Below are 16,705 nucleotides of genomic sequence, written 5' to 3'. Positions count from 1 at the left end.
CGACCTCCGTGTCTGTGCGTGGATGGTCATCATGCCCAGCAAGATACGGGCCTGCCCAGGGCTTTCAGCGCACCTGCAGGCACCCAGGCGGCTGCCGCGCTACCCAGCGGGTCAGTTGTTCGTGGGCATAGGCCAGTTGCAGCACGGCATGGTCCGCCTGGGCCGGGCCTATGATCTGCAGGCCCATCGGCAGCCCGGCGGCGTTGAACCCCACCGGCACGCTCATGCTCGGCAGGCCGGCCAAAGTCGGGCCAATCACCACCTCCATCCAGCGGTGGTAGGTGTCCATCGCCTGCCCGCCAACCACCTTGGGCCACGGCTCGGCTGCATCGAAAGGGAACACTTGGGCAGCCGGCAACAGCAAATAATCGTAACGCTCGAACAACTTGCCCAGCGCCAGGTACCACGCGCTGCGGTCCAGCGAAGCCTGGTAGACGTCCGCCGCGGTCAGGCGCAGGCCGCCCTCCACTTCCCACTGCGCCTCAGGCTTGAGCTGTGCACGCTTGCCTGGGTCGGCATACGCCGCGCCCAGGTTGCCGTGCACCAGGAAGTGGCGAAGGGTGAGCCAGCATTGCCATAAACGCCCCGGGTCAAACCCTGGCTGGCACGCCTCGACCTCGCAGCCCAGCTCGGCGAAGTCTGCCAAGGCCGCCTGACACAGGTCCATCACCCCCTCGTCCATCGGCAGGTAGCCGTCAAAGTTGCCCAGCCAGCCCACCCGCACCCCTTTGAAATCGCGCTGCAACCCGGCGGCAAAGTCACGCGGGCCGTCACTGAGCGACAGCGGCGCGCGCGGGTCGTGCCCGGCCTGCACCGACAGCAAGCGCGCCACGTCCGTCACCGTGCGCCCCATCGGCCCCTCGGTGGCCAACTGCTGCACGAACAGCTCCGGCGTTGGCCCGTAAGGCACCCGCCCTTGCGAAGGGCGCAGGCCGAACACGTTGTTGAACGCGGCCGGGTTGCGCAGCGAGCCCATCATGTCGCTGCCGTCAGCCACCGGCAGCAGGCGCATGGCCAACGCCGCCGCGGCGCCGCCACTGCTGCCGCCGGCCACACGGCGGTGGTCATAGGCATTGGTGGTGGTGCCGAACAACGTGTTGTAGCTCTGCGAGCCGAGGCCGAATTCCGGCACATTGCTTTTGCCGACAATGATCGCCCCGCTCGCCCGCACCCGCGCCACGCTGATGGCGTCATGCGCCGGCACTTGCTCGGCAAACAGCGGCGAGCCAAGCGTCGTGCGCAGCCCCGCCGTGGCGGCCAGGTCCTTGACCGCCTGCGGCATACCATGCATCCAGCCGCGCGACTGGCCGGCGGCCAATTCGCGGTCACGCACCTCGGCCTCGGCCAGCAGCACCGCGCCCTCGCGCAGCGACACCAGCGCATTGACCTGTGGGTTGAAGCGCTCGATGTGGCCCAGGTAGGCCTGCATCACTTCACGGCACGACACCTGGCGCGCGTGGATCGCCTCGGACAGCGCCTGGGCATCCAGGGCAACGATCGGGTCAATGGCTAACGGGTTCACGGTTTCACTCCAAAGTTGAAAGCGGCAGCTTTGCCAGCGCGAGGGGCTTCTTTCAGGCAGTAGGTGCCCAGCAGAGTCAACAAGCAAGCGAACAGCACATAGAACGACGGCGCCACCGGGGTGCCCAGCACCTTGCTCAGCCACGTGACGATCAACGGCGCGAAGCCGCCGAACACCATCACCGCCACGTTATAGGCCACCGACACCCCGGTGGAGCGCACCTCGATCGGGAACTGCTCGGCCAAGGCGGTGGGCGCCGGCCCGAAGAAGCCGCCGATGGCGGTACACAGCAGCAGTTGCATCACCAGCAGGCGCTCGATCGACGGCGCTGCGGCTACCCACACGTACAGCGGGTACACCATCACGAAAAATGCCAAGGTAAAGGCCATCAGCACCGGGCGCCGGCCAAGCCGGTCCGACAGTGCTCCGGCCAGGGGGATGACCACGGTCATCAGGCCCACGGCCAGCATCTGCACCAGCAGCACCTGGTCCAGTGGCAGGCCAAGGTTTTTGTGGGCGAAGGTGGGCATGTTCACCAGCACCACGTAAAACGACACGGTCGCCCCACAGGCCAGCCCCATCGACACCAGCAAGCTGCGCCGATGCTCGCGCAGCACCTGCCACAAGCTCGGCGCCTGGCCCTTGGCCTGCTTGCGCGCTTCGAGGAACGCCTCGGGCTCTTCCATGTGCTTGCGAATCCACAGCCCCACCGGCCCGATCAGCAAGCCGATCACGAACGGAATTCGCCAGCCCCAGCTGTCCAACGCCTCGGGAGTGCACAGGTGGGTCACCAGCGCGACCATGGCCGCGCCCGAAAACACCGCCAGGCACTGCCCCACCAGCTGCCACGAGCCATACAGCCCCTTGCGATGGGCCGGTGCACTTTCTACCAGAAACGCCGTGGCACTGGCGTATTCCCCGCCCGTGGCAAAGCCCTGCAGCATGCGCGCCACCACGATCAACAGCGGCGCGCCCATGCCAATGACCAGGTAGCTGGGCGCAAAGGCGATCATGGCGATGGACACGGTCATCAGGCGGATGATCAGTTGCATCGCCGCCTTGCGCCCTTTGCGGTCGGAATAGATACCCAGCAGCACCCCGCCCACCGGCCGCATGAAAAATCCCACGCCGAAGGTGGCCAAGGCCATCAGCAGCGAGGCGTACTCGTCGTCGGAGGGAAAGAACTGGCGGGCGATGATGCTGGCCAGAAAGCCGTACACGATAAAGTCATACCACTCCAGGGCATTACCGATGACCGCCGCGACCACTTGCCGGGTACGCGACGCGCCTGTGTGTGAAGTCTGCATGCGGGACACTCCATCAATCTGTTGGCCAGAAACGGCGGCGAACGGCGAGCTGCAAGCTGCAAGCTGCAAGCTGCAAGCTGCAAGCAGAAGCGGGCCATGCGCGGCCTTTACTTGCAGCTTGAAGCTCGAAGCTTGAAGCTTGAAGCTTGAAGCTGCCTAGTTGAGCCAGCGCTCGGTGAGGGCGCCCCAGTAGGCGGCACCGGTCAGCAGGATGTCGTCGTTGAAGTCGTAGGCAGGGTTGTGCACCATCGGGCGCTGTACGCCGTTGCCGATGAACAGGTAGGCGCCGGGGCAGCGTTGCAGCATCCAGGCGAAGTCTTCGCTGCCCATCAGCTTGCGGGTGTTGCCATCCACCGCCTCGGCGCCGAGCAGCTCGACGCCGACCTGGTGGGCAAAGGCGTTTTCGTCGGGGTGGTTGACCAGCACCGGGTACGCCGGGCGGTGTTCGATGCGGGCGCTGCAGCCATAGCTTTGGGCCTGGCTGACGATGATCGCCTGCACCCGCTCCAAGGTCTGCGCCCGCACCTCGGCGTTCAGCGCACGCAAGCTCAACCGCAGCAGCGCCTGCTGCGGGATCACGTTGGCCGCCTCGCCTGCCTGCAGGGCGCCCACGGTTACCACCGCCGCCTCCTGCGCATCGATATTGCGCGCCACCACGGTTTGCAGCGCCATCACCACACTGGCTGCCGCCACCAATGGGTCGACCGTCAGGTGCGGCATGGAGCCATGCCCGCCGACGCCTTCGATGGTCACGGTCAGCAGGTCCTGCGAAGCCATCATCGGCCCTTCACGAAAACCCAGGTGCCCCGCCGGCAGCCCCGGCATGTTGTGCATGCCGAACAGCGCATCACACGGGAAGCGCTCCAGCAGCCCATCGGCCAGCATCGCCTCGGCCCCGCCCTGGCCCTCCTCGGCCGGCTGGAAAATCAGCGTCAGCGTGCCGTCGAACTGGCGCGTGGCCGCCAGGTAGCGAGCCGCGCCGAGCAGCATGGTGGTGTGGCCGTCATGGCCGCAGGCGTGCATGCAGCCCTGGTGACGGCTGGTGTATTCAGCGCCGGTGGTTTCTACGATAGGCAGTGCGTCCATATCGGCACGCAGGCCCAGTTTGCGTGGGCTGCTGCCATTGCGCAGCACGCCGACCACACCGGTTTTGCCGATGCCGGTGTGCACTTCGTAGCCCCACTCCTGGAGCAGTTGCGCGACCAGGGCCGCGGTGCGGCTTTCTTCAAAACCGAGTTCGGGGTGGGCATGGATATCGTGGCGGATGGCGCGCAGGTCGCTGGCTACGTCGGTGAGCCAGGCCAGGATGTGCTGGTGCTGCTGCATGGGGAATCTCCTCGCGCGGGTGGGTCCCGTTCTTGTTGTTCGCTTTGAGGTCACGACGGTTGAGGCAGGTCGTGGTTGCGAACAGATAAGCGCGAGTGGGGCGGGAGCACAATTGAATGTGGTTTCACGTGGTGGAACATCACGGTGGCGGGGATGTTTTCCTACGGAAAACGGCTGAAAGAATCAGATTAATTCCCTTTGTTGTAGTCCATTTCCCAAAGATAATGCGTGCACCTGTTTTTCGTTGCATGCGCTAAACGTGGGTCATAGTCTCGGCCGGTCGCTGCCAATCGGCGATACGGTTTTGACAGACCGTGAGTCACTGAGAGCATGTGCAATGCCTGTTATGGCAGCTGTACGTGGGGCACCTCTGTGTGCGCCGGGATTCTCAGTGCCCTCGGTCTGTCAACCCACGAACAGCTGCCACCCTTTCCGTTTGACAGCGGATTTGCGGCAGCCCTGCAGGCACTGAGAGGGTTTTATGCTGAAGATAGTCCCCGACCCACCCCACACTCCCCACACCCTGGAAGACACACTCATGATGGCTGCGGACTACGCACTCTGTGCCGAGGCCGTCGCCCAGCAGGCGATGGTGATGCACCCCAAATCGCCCTGCTCCTTGTTGATCATGACCTCCATGCACGAGCTCGAAACCTTGCGCAAGCTGCTTGAGGTGGCCTTGGTGCAAGTGCAAATGCCGACAGAGCCGAGAACGCTTCACTAAGCCGCATCATGTCAGGCCTGTTCTGGCGTTTTCAAAGGCTAACCACTCGCACGGCGCCGCCCCTGAGGTTGTAGACGACCCTTAGGCGCGTGGTGAACCCGTGTGGGCCCGGCTTGCCGGCGAAAGGGCCAGCCCAGGCACCCGCATTTTCAGGGAGCTAGCCAATGCCAAAAGACGGCACAAACGAATACACCACACCCGGCAAAACCATGTTCTACCAGGCTGAGGGCCAAACCCGCCCGCTGTTCTGCATCGCCCCAGGTATCCCCTGCCAGGATGCCAGGGAGCAAGCCTCGGAGCTGATGGGTTGCGTGCGCGATCTGACCATCACCGGGGTGATGGATGAAAATCCGCAACTGATCTGGGCGTCCTACTACCTGAGCGCGCTGGCCAAGGCGCTTCTGGATGATGCTGAGCTCGGGATGCGTCGTTAGGTAGTCAATCTGCAGGCTGGCCTTTTCGTGTGGCAGATTTTGATGGGCCGGCTGTGTAGTTATCGAACGAGGCTTGGGATGCGGCCACCGATCTCTTATCGAAGCCCATGGCCGGGGCGACTCAATGGCGTGTCTGGGTGCTCTGCTTGGGGATAACGACCTTGAGATCAAAGGGACGCCCAACGTTACCCCGTTGACAATATCCGACAATTGACCGAACCCATCGACACGAGCGACCTTGAGCGCTATAGAATGACGTTATCAATAGTTTTACTGAAGCGCTTGTTGCGTGCGGCCATCGACAAAGGGATTCAGGATTACTACATGATTTACCCCCTAATTTTATTCCGAGCACACCAGGCTTCGATTGGCCTGAGGCGTCAAGCTGCCTGCGCTTTCCGGACTTCAACACCCTAGGTTTTGAGCACGCACCAATGACTCCGAGTAAATGGTCTACTGAATCTCTCAAGTTCAGGCTACGTGCCGCATTGACGCTCTTGATATGTGCGACAATAGGTGGATTTTCTACGTATTGGTTGATCGCTCATGTGCTGCCAATTTACGGGCAGCTGTGGCGACAGGCGTCGGCAATTGAGGTTCAATACATGGCTTTCGGCTTGCTCATGGCCCCGCCCGTGATGCTTGTTTGCGTCGTTGCAAGCGCGTTCGCAATATACACAGGAAAAAGGTTCGATCCACCTACCAAATCCGGCCTTGCGAAATTTCAGACGGGAATGATGAAAGCCTCTGTTTACTCGCTCATCGTGCTCGCGCCGTTAGCGGGCATCGTCACGACAATTGCGCTTAATAAACTGGACTATACCAGTTGCCCACAACTGAGGAAGTCAGGCTCGGCCTGGCAGACCTATTGGGTAAGCCACCCCGGTTTCTGTTTTGTGCCCGACAGTTACACAGAAAATAGATGGCCCTGCAAAATAGTGGATGGGAATAAATTATGCCTTAACATGGATGAGTAACCTTATCGGGAGCAGATAGGGCTTGAATTAGGCCTAGAAATCAGAAGTCAATAATTGATCATCGACAGTCTCAAGGTAGAAGACACAGAATGCTCTGGCCAGGCGTCTCCTCACGCAATACCCGGAGCCCTTGCCACAAGAAACGCTTCTGCTCCGCGGTGCCATTAATCTCCGACTGCTTGGCAATCCGCCGCACCAGGCTTTCATAGCTATTAAACCCTCGTACTTTCAATCTAGCCGTTTACCACTGTCCGAGCGGGTATTGCGACTGTCCAACTGGACGTGGCCTTCGTACTCGCACTTGATTTCGCCACGCGCTTTGTCGAGGGAGCGTATCTGTTCACCTGCCGGATCGTATGGGTAGCGACGGTGAATTTCACTTAACGTCGACAAAACCTATAATTTGACCAGCATAGTTTTTTGCATTTGGAATTCTAGGTTTTTTAAATATTGAAGCAAAGGCTCGATCCCTTCGATAGCCAAAGCGTACTCTATACTATCGGTAACCAAAAAGCCTCGCGAATACTTGCCTACTTTGAGTGTTTTGCTTCTCTCATCATCAGGGGGAGCGAATCCCGGAGAATACTCTTCATCCTCTTCATCTTTGGGACGTGCAGACAGTTTAACGATAGAATATTGTTTTATGAAATCATATTTTTCGTTCATAAAAACCATTATATCTTGAGCGATTAGACCCGCTCTCACTAGCTTCGCTGCATCGTGCCTTGCGAAGACCTCCGCATATCCTGACTCGATCTCAATTCCAACGACGCTAGTTAATTATGACAGCATCTTCTAATAGATCTCAGAACTAACAACCTGCACCAAATCCAAATCAACCTCGGTCACCATACATTAACCCCTTTAAGGTTGATGACTTCGTTCACATGCCAGAGACTTCACACCCGCAATGACTTCCACTTCCAATTGATCTATATAATTTCTCATGCACCGGTAATGGGTGTTTCTACCAGCGCAGTTCTAGAAGTGCTTGACTTTACGAGCTCAACTCCAAGGAGCACATACAAATCCTTCATCAATTTTTTCAAAATAGAGGCCAATGAAACTATTTTTTAAGTATGCTTCTCTAAATTCGGAAGAACAGACCACTTGCTTCAACTCTTCACAGTAGAATAAATCATATTCTACATCTGACCTTGCGCAAAACCTATCTATTCGAGCATATAAAGGAGACATATATTGCCGTTCATTCTCTGGGCGCAAGAGCCCGTCATCCACCAATTCAAAGGTAGACCGCTCGACGTCTAGTAATGAACATCTACTAAGCACACAGAAAAACTTATAATCTTTTTCAGGCTTCGTAGAGCCGCGAAGCGAAATCATCACAGGTATGCTCAGAAACTTACAATTAAAATTTTCGCACATTCGAATGAATTCCGATGAGGCGAGATACTGCTCAAATGTCACATCGACGTGAAATTTATTCAGGTCAGCTTCCATCTCATAAGAATCTGAAAAATCCAATACATCAGGATTCGCAATCACTTGATTGAACGCAGGCAATTCTGGGACCCACACCTCGTCAAAGAAAAGCGGAACATGGTCGCTTTCCGCAGCACTGATCATATAAAATTCTTTCATAAACTTCACAGCAACCTAAAGTTAGATGGATCAGTATTAAGCAACCCGTTCTGAAGTCCGGACCTTGCTCAATCCTGGATATTTTTAATACCCAAAGCCAACTGAATATCACTCCATTGTCGTGCCATTTTATTGAGCTCGAGTAATTTCTTACCAACAGCAGCGGCATAGACATCACGATTCGTTCAATGCCCTGGCACATCGACAAGCTGAACATTTTTCTTATCGGGCAAGAAAATACCATTTTACGCCCCGTCGGCATCAAACCCTAGCCCTTTTAGCCTTTTAAACATAGAACTGACAATAGGCTTATTAATGAACTACTCAGGAGTAAGGTGATGGTTAGCCATCCCATCTCCCGTCCTATGCCCCATGTTCTGCCCAAGCCTGGAAGAACACCACCCCAGCGGCTCGTCAGTATCAGAATACTGACCTTGGAAATGCAGATTCTGCTCGACTTCATTGATCGACACCTGCTCAATCGCCCCCAAGCCCGATACGTCACCTGCCAGACAATTTGGCTTTTGCTATCAGTCAGCTCCAGAGGCGTTCCAATCTGGTCAGTGTGGAAGTAGTAGACTTTCTGCGCGCCCCCTTCCGCCCAATCGACCCTTGCCAACGGCGCATAGCTGCCCGGCTCCTAGACATACAGCATGCTCTGCTCAGGCATCTGCTTACGCAGCATCCTCAGCCCTTACCAAAGGAAGTGCTTCTGCTCCGTGCTGCCGTTGATCTCGGATTGCTTGGCAACCCGCCGACCCAGGCTGTCATACCAATACTCCTGATCCCGCCAACGCTTGATGCGGTTGCCTTGGACCTTCTCAAACTGACGCGCATTGAAGTCCAAGCGGTTGGCTGCCGGGTCGTAGCTGAACTCTTCACTACCTACGAGGGACCCGATATCGCGGCTGTGCAACTGGCCGTTGGCTTCGTATTCGTGTTTGATCTCCCCGCGCAGCTTGCTCAGGGAATCGTATTCATAGCCGAGCACGCCTTGCGGTGTTATTTCCTGGGTCAATCAGCCCTGCGGGTCATTACCGTATCGGCGATGCCCATTTACCTGCCGACGCTGGTTGAGTACATGGTTAACGGCCAGGTCGTCCATGGCCAGATGCGCTACCGGTTCCACCACTCTGCGATCATTGCTGGTAACCGGCCAACTCAAAATCCAAGTCGTCTGCAAAAGTATCCTTGGAAACAGCGGGCAAGCAGTCCACAGCTTGAAAAATCAAACCATAGCCGCAGTTGGCGGAACGACTCCGAAGTCCCACGTACCCATTAATTGTCAAATTGTAAAGGCCTGATTCGATTTCAAGAAAATCATTACTCGAAAGCCGGGAGTCGTACCTCTTCTTGTAACTCAAGAAAAAGTCATCATCCCAATCCAAAAGAGCATTCAAATCAGACGCAATCATAATACCTGATTTAATCTTGAGCGGAAAATCAGAGTAAGAAAATTTTGGCACCGGCAGTTCATACTTAGCATCATTTCCGTTCTCAATGAAAACTGAGTAATCCTGCTCTGAGATTTGATACATTGGACAAATCACGCCGTTTTCAATAGCAGCCCTACCCAAATTTTCATCCTGAATAAATTGCTCGAACACGTTTGAATCCGCAACACCATTATGCTGCAAGAAACTTGACAACACCAGCGGATCAAACAACACAATGCCTGGGGAAAACAATTGAATGTTAGCTTTTGTTTTCACTAACTACACCCTCCTGCAGAATTACTACTCGAAGCCTTACCCATGGACTTGGTAAGAGCCTCACCGATTGTTACGTTTTTCGCAATAACTTCACCAGAACGTGGGATTTTGAGTGTTTTTGAGGGATACCCTCATATGCCTTATCCAGCTTCTTAACTAGGTCCTCAGTAGTTCCCTCAAACTTCCTGTTGAAAGGTACTCCTTCTTTTCTAATCGCGTCATGAAACACCTGTTGCAATTTATCAGAGCCTTCAATCTCATTGAGAAACCATGATGGGGAATCAAGTGTAATACCCAGTTCATGGATCGATCCACGATGATGGATTTGGTGCATATCGGTAAAGTTTGAGTCCTCCATTTTTCCCAATTGGATCCTGAGTAGTAAATCTACCTACTTCTGGATCGTATATTAGAAAGTGTTGTAGTACAGTTCTGTTTCGGTATCAAAATACTGGCCTTGGAACCTCAGATTCTGCTCGATTTCATTAACCGTCAGCTGGTCAACCGCGCCCCAACACCGATATGTCGCCTGCCAGACAATTTGGCCTTCGCTATCCGTCAGCTCCAGCGGCGTACCAATCTGGTCAGTGTGGAAGTATTAGTCCTTCTGCTCCTCCCCTTCCGCCTGGTGAACCCGCGCTAACGGCGCATAGCTACCTGGCTCGTAGAAATAGAGGATGCTCTGCCCGGGCGTCTCCTCGCGCAGCATCCGCAATCCTTGCCAGAGGACGTGCTTCTGCTCCGTCGCACATTCGATTTCAGCGGTTTTGGCAATCCGCCGTCCCAGACTGTCATAGCGATACGTGCCGGTGCTTGCCATTGACCAGCGTCGCCGCCCGAACCAGCCGGTTTTCACAGTCATAACTAAAGCTCTGCAGCCTGCTGTGCCCCGAGCGCTTCTCGATCAGGTTGCCCCACGGGTCGTAGCGGTACTTCTAATCACGCCAACGCTTGATGCGGTTGTCTTGGACCTTCTCAAACTGACGCGCATTGAAGTCCAGGCGGTTGGCCGCCGGGTCGTAGCGGAACTCTTCGCTGCCCACCAATGAGCCGGTATCGCGGCTGTGCAACTGGCCGTTGGCATCGTGTTCGTACTTGATCTCGCCGCGTAGCTTGTCCAGCGTGCGCACCAATTCGTCCACCGTGTCGTACTGGTAGCGACGGTGAACCGGGTTGTAGGCGTATTCCAGCTTTTCTTCGGTGATGCCCATTGCTTGCCGGTGGAGGTTGGGTGCCGCATCGTAGGCAAAGCGGTACGGCATGCTGTTTTCGTTGACCAACGCAGTCAGGCGGATGGCCTTGTGGTACTCGTCGCAAACTTGCTGGCTGTTGGCATCCTGGCGGATGCTTGAGCGCAGGCGATTACCGTCAGGCAAGGTAAAGCCAATGATGTTGCCGAACGCACCGAAATCCATGACAAAGCATAGATTTTATGCTCATCATCCAAGCCGAAAATCAATCATGGCTTGACCACTGGCCGACTATAGCTGCTTTATTGCCTGCCTTACCATATCAGTAAAAAATTCTTGAAAGTCTTGAGAAATAACTTTTTTATCTTTTTTCCGTTTAAACGAAAGCTCTGTCTCTACCACCGCAGGCTTTCCAGCGGCCCCAGTTATAGAGGTATCGATTGAATAAATCGGCCCATATCCTGAAGCCTTAACGACGATCATCGAATCGTCGGCCTCTCCAGCTGCTCTAGCGCTTTTAGTAGCAAAGGCCACGCTGGGGATGGATACTGCGTCCACGCCATTCTTAGTAATCCCGTAATAAGTATCGCCTGCAAATGACAAAGCACCATATTTCCTAAGAAATTCTTTATACGAGTCGGGAAATTTAACACTTAGCGCCTTCTCGAAAGCGAGGATGACTTCTTCTGTTGCGCCACCTGCAAACGCAGGTTCCTCACCACTTAAATTAATCTCTGAGTCAAGCACATCAATATAGCTCATACCAACCCTCTCAAAAGTTCAATGCTGGCAGTTTCCAATAAGATTTCTTTTAAGTATTTAATGGTCTACGGCTCATACTCGGAGGCGCGCTACTATAGAGGAGCCTTAGTTCGCCCCCGGCTACCCAAGTCTTATCCCACTGATTAGGACACTTTTGCAATACCCTATCATGCCTCGAATGGAAACCACTTAAAACTTGCGCCATCGGCCAGACTCGTCTTGGGTCAGCTGACGTAGGGTCAGGTTGCTCAGCGGGTCGTATTCGTAGCCGAGCACGCCTTGAGGGGTGATTTCATGGGTCAGTCGCCCCAGCAGGTCATAGGCGTATTCCAGCTATTATTCGGTGATGCCGGGTTGTTTGCCGATTCCGCTGGGTTGACGCTGGATGCTCAGCAACCCGTCAACATCGTCATAGGCATAGGCATAGGCATAGTCTTGTCGCGCATCGTGGTTGAGCTTGGTCAACAAGCGGCCAACTGGGTCGCGTTCGAACAGCGTTTCGCGTTGGGGCTGTTCGCAATTCTCGCCGTAACCGGTTTGTGAGATTCCTTCTCGTACAAAGCCTTAAACTTTATCGCGCACCGGCAGGAACGATAATTCTCGGCAGCCCAGAGCGACAACGATTTGATTCCACCCATAGTGGTTTTGAAAAAATGAGGAATCATCAGCTCCATAAATATCCATTCCTTTGTTAAAGAGCATTATAGGAACAGTTCAATAACTTAGGCACCCCCCTATCTACCACCAGTTTGGTTAACCGCACCAACCAGCAAGCACACACGCCAAAGAACAAGCCTGATGCAGCGCCAGCTAAAATGCCTGAAACTCAGTCAAGGAAATCGTCATTTTCTCGATAATGAATCACGCCAGCGATGTAGTCACCCAAGTGTTGGCGAGTCGGTCTTTTATCAAGAATTGAAACAATATCCACAAAGGTTGGACACTCAACGAAAGTCTTCTTGGTTTTCTCGAAATCAATCTCTTCGAGCTCAGCTTCGGCGAGGTGGTAATTAGCTTCAGCAATCGAAGCCTCGGACCCGACATCAATACCTCGATCAATAAAAATCCACCCAGTGATTGGAAGCTGATTGACGTCCTTCAGGAGTGCGGCAAACCCATTATATGTTTTCATCATATCTCCATCATCTTCAGGCGGTACCTCCGCCCCATTTATTACGACCACCCGTGCAACCAGGGTGATATATTTTTTGATAGGCTTTGTGATCAAGCCTATCTCCGATGCACAAACTTCGACGAACCCCACTCTACGACACTTAGCACATCAACGCATGGTGACACCCGCGAAACCGACCACTCAGCCGAGAGCAATGAACCTTGTCGCGAGCTTTTTGTCTTCAACCTTACTAACAAAAACTTCCGACACTATCGGATCAATCCAAGCCACGTCACCCAAAAATAAAAAATGAGAACCATCTGCTTTTGATTCATCAATACACAGCTTTGTTACACCTCGGGCCAAGTACTCAGCATCCAACTCCCCTGACTGCAATCTTCTTAAAACCATGTTCTTACCAGAATAATCTGATTGCTCATAATCGAAGCATTTGATCTTCGCATCTAAATGAATCAAAAAGTAATCCTTTTCTACAGACTTTCCGCCAAAATATTTCACCTCAGCTTTTACGAACCTGGCATCTGAACCCAACTCCTCACATACAACCCTTAACTCTTTCGACCCAATAAACGCACCGCATGCTGTTAAGAAAAAATCAGATTTCAGACTGCGGACTTTTTTATCCAACACTACGGTAATTGATATACCGTCTAACGGAAGGGATTTTCCTACTTGATAGTAATCTTCGAGCCCTGGAGAGAATAAAACATCGCCATCCGTATATCCACCCTCAACCAACTCATGCGACATTGTGAAATATTTCATGATTTTTCTCCTAACATGTCCACCTGGTGCCTTTCGGCCTAGGGTCCGTATTTTGTAAGCGCAAGGTATCTGAACCAAGACTCATCATCATACTGCGTTCGACAGCGCCGATCTTTTTAAGAAGAGTCTTATCAGATGCAGTAGCCACATTGCCAATCTTCTGCTCCGCTATCAATAAGCGGTTCCTAGCTGCGTCATAGTAAGAACCCAAATGGCCACCACTATGCAGCGGTTTACCTGAGGCTAGGGATTCCGCAGATGTGGTAGGGAGTGGTGATCCGTTGCTAGCGCCATTTGGATTATATATACCTCGCTTCATTGCCTCTTGAATGAGATTAGACTTATTTACCACATTAATAGGAATTAAATGGCGGGCGGCATGTCACAGAGGGAACTGTTTTTCCAGCCTTTGCCATGGCAGCAGCAAGAAGCTTGCTAGGTGATAATCCAGCAGGATCCTCGGGCGGTGCGCAGCAAACGCGTGGTCTGGCCCTTGCCATCGGTATGGGTCAGCACCTGGCCGTAGACGTTGTAGGTAAACGTCTCTGCCGTGCCGTCCGGATGGTCGATCTTTACCACCTCCCCGTCCGCTTTGCGTTTCAGCGTGATGGTCTGGCTCAGCGCATCGGTCACCGCCACCAGGTGCTGGCGCTCGTCATAGCTGAAGCTGCGCACGGTGTCGCCGTTGCGGTTGACCACGGCACTGAGCTGACCGTGTTCGTCGTAGCGGTACTGGGTCAGCGTTTCGACAGCCTGAATGTCGACCACGCGTTTGATGTCGGTGAGTCGACCCAATGGGTTGTCGTAGTGCAAGTGCACGCGGGTGCCGCCGGTGGTGCTGATGTCGGTCAGCTTGCCTTGTTCGGTGCGGGTGAAGCGCAGGAAGTGGCCAAGGGCGTTTTCGATGCGCTGCAGCGGGACCTCGGTGTCGGGCACTGCGCCGAACCACATACGTTACGATTACCATATAGCTAAAATGACTGAAGCTTACGCCTCAGCCATTTTTAATTGTATTTTTAAGTTCAAAGCTTTATGACACCACAACAGGATGGCAGACTTCTGGGGCGAAGTGCATTTAAGAGTTAATCATAAACACCTTCTTCCTGGACCTTGTCAATGAATATATCTTGCAAATTACCTTGAATCTCATTGCCATCCACACTTAACACAAATTCACCCTCAAGATTATCCGGAAAATGAACCCCATCCAACGTACCAAGAATCACAGAAGCACTATCCGCAATAACAACCTTCAAAAAATCAAAAACATCGAGCTTTTGAGTTTCACTCAATGATGCTAGAGCATTACGAGCCCGCGCATAGGAGTCCTTATCTCCATTAACAGGCTTAGTAAGCGAATCCTTGTATTGCGAAAGGTTTTTGCCGTACAGCTCAGAAAAAACAGCTTCAACGAATAGTTTATCACTCATGGCACACTCCTCTATTTTCGCACTTCTGGTTACATAGCCTCATTTAGAGCTATCAGTTCTTGCAGCTTTTCATTTGGCACGTCTGGATAAACACGCCTAAGCTCTCTGATATCACGCGCAACCACATCACGAGCATTAACAAAAGGAAGTCCCGTCCTAGGATTTATATTGCTTCAAGAGACAATGCCTACACCCTCTTTAGAAACAGTATGCCCTACTCGCGGAACCAGCATAGCAGGCCCTCTTGCAGGATCGTAGCCCTCAACAAGGTCTCACATCAAGTTTTTCTGCCCAACATGATGTGAATCCAAATCCTAAGTTTTTACCTTTTACTGCACTTTTGTTTGCTTGATGAGCATTTACATCCCATTTATCACACGCCAACCCCAGGGCGTCTATCCAAGAATTTGGGTTCAGCGCATACTGATAAAGATTATTACCGCCAAACAAACCGATGGGATCTTGGCTAATGTTACGGCCATTTTGGGAATCATAATATCTAAAGGTATTGTAATGTAGGTCCGTTTCGCCATCATGATACTGACCTTGAAAACGCAGATTCTGCTCAATGTCCAGTGCTCGACCACGCGCGACTGGCCATCGAGGGTTTCCTAGCGGTAATGGCAGGTCAGGCCCAGAGCATTGCTGTGGCTTGCAATTACCCCGTCGACGTAGCTGCGGCTGCGCACGGCGTCGCCTTTGCGGTTGCGGTTGCGGTTGCGGTTGATCACCGTGCTGAGCTGGCCGTGTTCGTCGTAGCGGTATTGAGCCAGGGTTTCGACCGCTTCGTTATTCACTACCCGCTTGATGTCGGTCAGCCGGCCCAGCGGGTTGTCGTAATGCAGGTGCACGCGGGTGCCACCGGTGGCACTGATATCGGTCAGCCTGCCATCCTCAGTGCGGGTGAAGTGCAGGAATTGGCCGAGGGCGTTTTCGATGCGCTGCAGCGGCACGTCGGTGTCGGTGTCTGGTACTTCGCCGAAGTAGAAGAACAGGTTGCCCAGCGTCTGCAGAATGTAGTGGCCGCCCTCGGTGCACACTAGGTACACCTGCTCGTGCGGGTTGTAGATGCGCTCGCCCGGCTGCAGGGTCACGAATGGCACTTCGCGGCCCTGGTTGTCGGTGAGGTAGAAGTAGCTCTCCTAATTTGGAAGCGAATGAGACAACGTTGGCATCCGGTTCCACCCCAGCAATGTTAAAGATCCGACAACTCACTGCACCAACGTAGAGAAAACACCCACGTTAAATCAAACAATCAAAATAAGCCATGCAGTAAACTTACTGCATACAATTGCACAAACCACAAAAACAATATTAAAATATCAAAAACATAATTTAGGCTCTACCGCCTCAATATCTACCATTAGCAAGGGATCAATAACAGGCTCACTGTCCTCTCTGCTAGCTATGATTACCGATAGGGGCGGTCCAACACCGACATTTGGAACGTAAAAACCCATAACACTGATATGGACCTTTAATAGCTCCCCTTCGCCACCTATTTTGATTTTTGGAAAGCTCTTGCTAAGGCATTCTGGCCAATTCAGCAAAAACTCGCCTGGCACAACGCTCGGATTTTGAATTTCACGACGCAATCTATAGCTGCCATGGAACTGCGGATTGATAAGCCTTGGAATATAAGCGGCATCTCCAGCCTCGTTTAAGCCATACAGATAGTAGTGCGACGGCGTCATCCCCCAAACCAAGACTAATAGGCCTTCAGCAAACAGCTCATTTGCAATTTCAGTTTCACAGAACGCATCTTTAAGGTTAATAACATCAGCACCCAACCTGGAAACAATGTATTCATTCATCTTAT

General features: G+C 53.5%; 15 protein-coding genes and 6 pseudogenes. 2 read left to right on the top strand and 19 right to left on the bottom strand.

Annotation, left to right across the window (positions count from 1 at the left end; genetic code table 11):
* Positions 1-64 precede the first annotated feature (64 nt).
* The 3 genes from OSW16_RS12690 to OSW16_RS12680 form a co-directional block, all read right to left on the bottom strand.
* Entirely contained in the window at positions 65-1,522 is a 1,458-nt protein-coding gene (locus tag OSW16_RS12690) for an amidase (RefSeq protein ID WP_267823586.1), read from the bottom strand.
* On the bottom strand, positions 1,519-2,829 hold the full coding sequence (locus OSW16_RS12685) for a citrate-proton symporter (RefSeq protein ID WP_267823584.1): 1,311 nt from the start codon (positions 2,827-2,829) through the stop codon (positions 1,519-1,521). Before OSW16_RS12685 ends, OSW16_RS12690 begins: the two co-directional genes overlap by 4 nt.
* Positions 2,830-2,985: 156 nt before the next feature.
* The gene (locus OSW16_RS12680) at positions 2,986-4,155 is read right to left on the bottom strand and encodes a M20 aminoacylase family protein (protein WP_267823582.1); all 1,170 of its coding nucleotides are present in this window, start codon (positions 4,153-4,155) and stop codon (positions 2,986-2,988) included.
* 481 nt (positions 4,156-4,636) lie between these two features.
* On the opposite strand from OSW16_RS12680, the gene OSW16_RS12675 reads away from it, so the two are divergent.
* Both OSW16_RS12675 and OSW16_RS12670 read left to right on the top strand, forming a co-directional pair.
* Positions 4,637-4,879: a hypothetical protein gene (locus OSW16_RS12675; protein ID WP_267823580.1), complete on the top strand. Its 243-nt coding sequence runs from the start codon at positions 4,637-4,639 to the stop codon at positions 4,877-4,879.
* 164 nt (positions 4,880-5,043) lie between these two features.
* A complete protein-coding gene (locus OSW16_RS12670) occupies positions 5,044-5,313 on the top strand; it encodes a DUF3077 domain-containing protein (protein ID WP_241807125.1) in 270 nt (89 codons plus the stop codon).
* Between the two features lie 1,056 nt (positions 5,314-6,369).
* Here OSW16_RS12670 and OSW16_RS27105 read toward each other — a convergent pair.
* From OSW16_RS27105 to OSW16_RS12600, 16 genes and pseudogenes are all read right to left on the bottom strand, one after another.
* Positions 6,370-6,665, bottom strand: a pseudogene (locus OSW16_RS27105) (sugar-binding protein); the annotation flags it as partial.
* A 21-nt stretch (positions 6,666-6,686) separates the two neighbouring features.
* Positions 6,687-6,956 (bottom strand): hypothetical protein, encoded by a 270-nt coding sequence (locus OSW16_RS12665; RefSeq protein WP_267823577.1) that lies wholly within the window; start codon positions 6,954-6,956, stop codon positions 6,687-6,689.
* Between the two features lie 339 nt (positions 6,957-7,295).
* Complete coding sequence (locus tag OSW16_RS12660; RefSeq protein WP_267823575.1) at positions 7,296-7,892, bottom strand: hypothetical protein; 597 nt, start codon at positions 7,890-7,892, stop codon at positions 7,296-7,298.
* Between the two features lie 386 nt (positions 7,893-8,278).
* Positions 8,279-8,874: pseudogene (locus OSW16_RS12655) on the bottom strand (RHS repeat domain-containing protein); the annotation flags it as partial.
* Between the two features lie 157 nt (positions 8,875-9,031).
* Positions 9,032-9,604: a hypothetical protein gene (locus OSW16_RS12650; RefSeq protein ID WP_267823573.1), complete on the bottom strand. Its 573-nt coding sequence runs from the start codon at positions 9,602-9,604 to the stop codon at positions 9,032-9,034.
* 302 nt (positions 9,605-9,906) lie between these two features.
* Positions 9,907-10,791 (bottom strand): annotated as a pseudogene (locus OSW16_RS12645) (RHS repeat domain-containing protein); the annotation flags it as partial.
* 294 nt (positions 10,792-11,085) lie between these two features.
* A complete protein-coding gene (locus OSW16_RS12640; protein ID WP_267823571.1) occupies positions 11,086-11,556 on the bottom strand; it encodes an SMI1/KNR4 family protein in 471 nt (156 codons plus the stop codon).
* A 237-nt stretch (positions 11,557-11,793) separates the two neighbouring features.
* A pseudogene (locus OSW16_RS12635) lies at positions 11,794-12,102 on the bottom strand (sugar-binding protein); the annotation flags it as partial.
* A gap of 280 nt (positions 12,103-12,382) precedes the next feature.
* Entirely contained in the window at positions 12,383-12,784 is a 402-nt protein-coding gene (locus OSW16_RS12630; RefSeq protein ID WP_267823569.1) for a hypothetical protein, read from the bottom strand.
* Positions 12,785-12,871: 87 nt separating this feature from the next.
* A complete protein-coding gene (locus OSW16_RS12625) occupies positions 12,872-13,456 on the bottom strand; it encodes an imm11 family protein (RefSeq protein ID WP_267823568.1) in 585 nt (194 codons plus the stop codon).
* A 10-nt stretch (positions 13,457-13,466) separates the two neighbouring features.
* Positions 13,467-13,808 (bottom strand): AHH domain-containing protein, encoded by a 342-nt coding sequence (locus OSW16_RS27100; RefSeq protein WP_418942145.1) that lies wholly within the window; start codon positions 13,806-13,808, stop codon positions 13,467-13,469.
* A gap of 104 nt (positions 13,809-13,912) precedes the next feature.
* Positions 13,913-14,404, bottom strand: a pseudogene (locus OSW16_RS12620) (type IV secretion protein Rhs); the annotation flags it as partial.
* A 134-nt stretch (positions 14,405-14,538) separates the two neighbouring features.
* Positions 14,539-14,886: a hypothetical protein gene (locus OSW16_RS12615; protein WP_267823566.1), complete on the bottom strand. Its 348-nt coding sequence runs from the start codon at positions 14,884-14,886 to the stop codon at positions 14,539-14,541.
* 261 nt (positions 14,887-15,147) lie between these two features.
* Complete coding sequence (locus OSW16_RS26925) at positions 15,148-15,444, bottom strand: RHS repeat-associated core domain-containing protein (protein ID WP_324288850.1); 297 nt, start codon at positions 15,442-15,444, stop codon at positions 15,148-15,150.
* 56 nt (positions 15,445-15,500) lie between these two features.
* Positions 15,501-16,025 (bottom strand): annotated as a pseudogene (locus OSW16_RS12605) (type IV secretion protein Rhs); the annotation flags it as partial.
* Positions 16,026-16,208: 183 nt separating this feature from the next.
* On the bottom strand, positions 16,209-16,700 hold the full coding sequence (locus tag OSW16_RS12600; RefSeq protein ID WP_267823564.1) for a hypothetical protein: 492 nt from the start codon (positions 16,698-16,700) through the stop codon (positions 16,209-16,211).
* Positions 16,701-16,705: the final 5 nt, after the last annotated feature.

This window comes from Pseudomonas putida (genome assembly GCF_026625125.1).
Classification (GTDB): domain Bacteria; phylum Pseudomonadota; class Gammaproteobacteria; order Pseudomonadales; family Pseudomonadaceae; genus Aquipseudomonas; species Aquipseudomonas putida_X.
The sequence above is the reverse complement of the archived record's forward strand: the minus strand, read 5'-3'. Positions and strand labels throughout refer to the sequence as shown.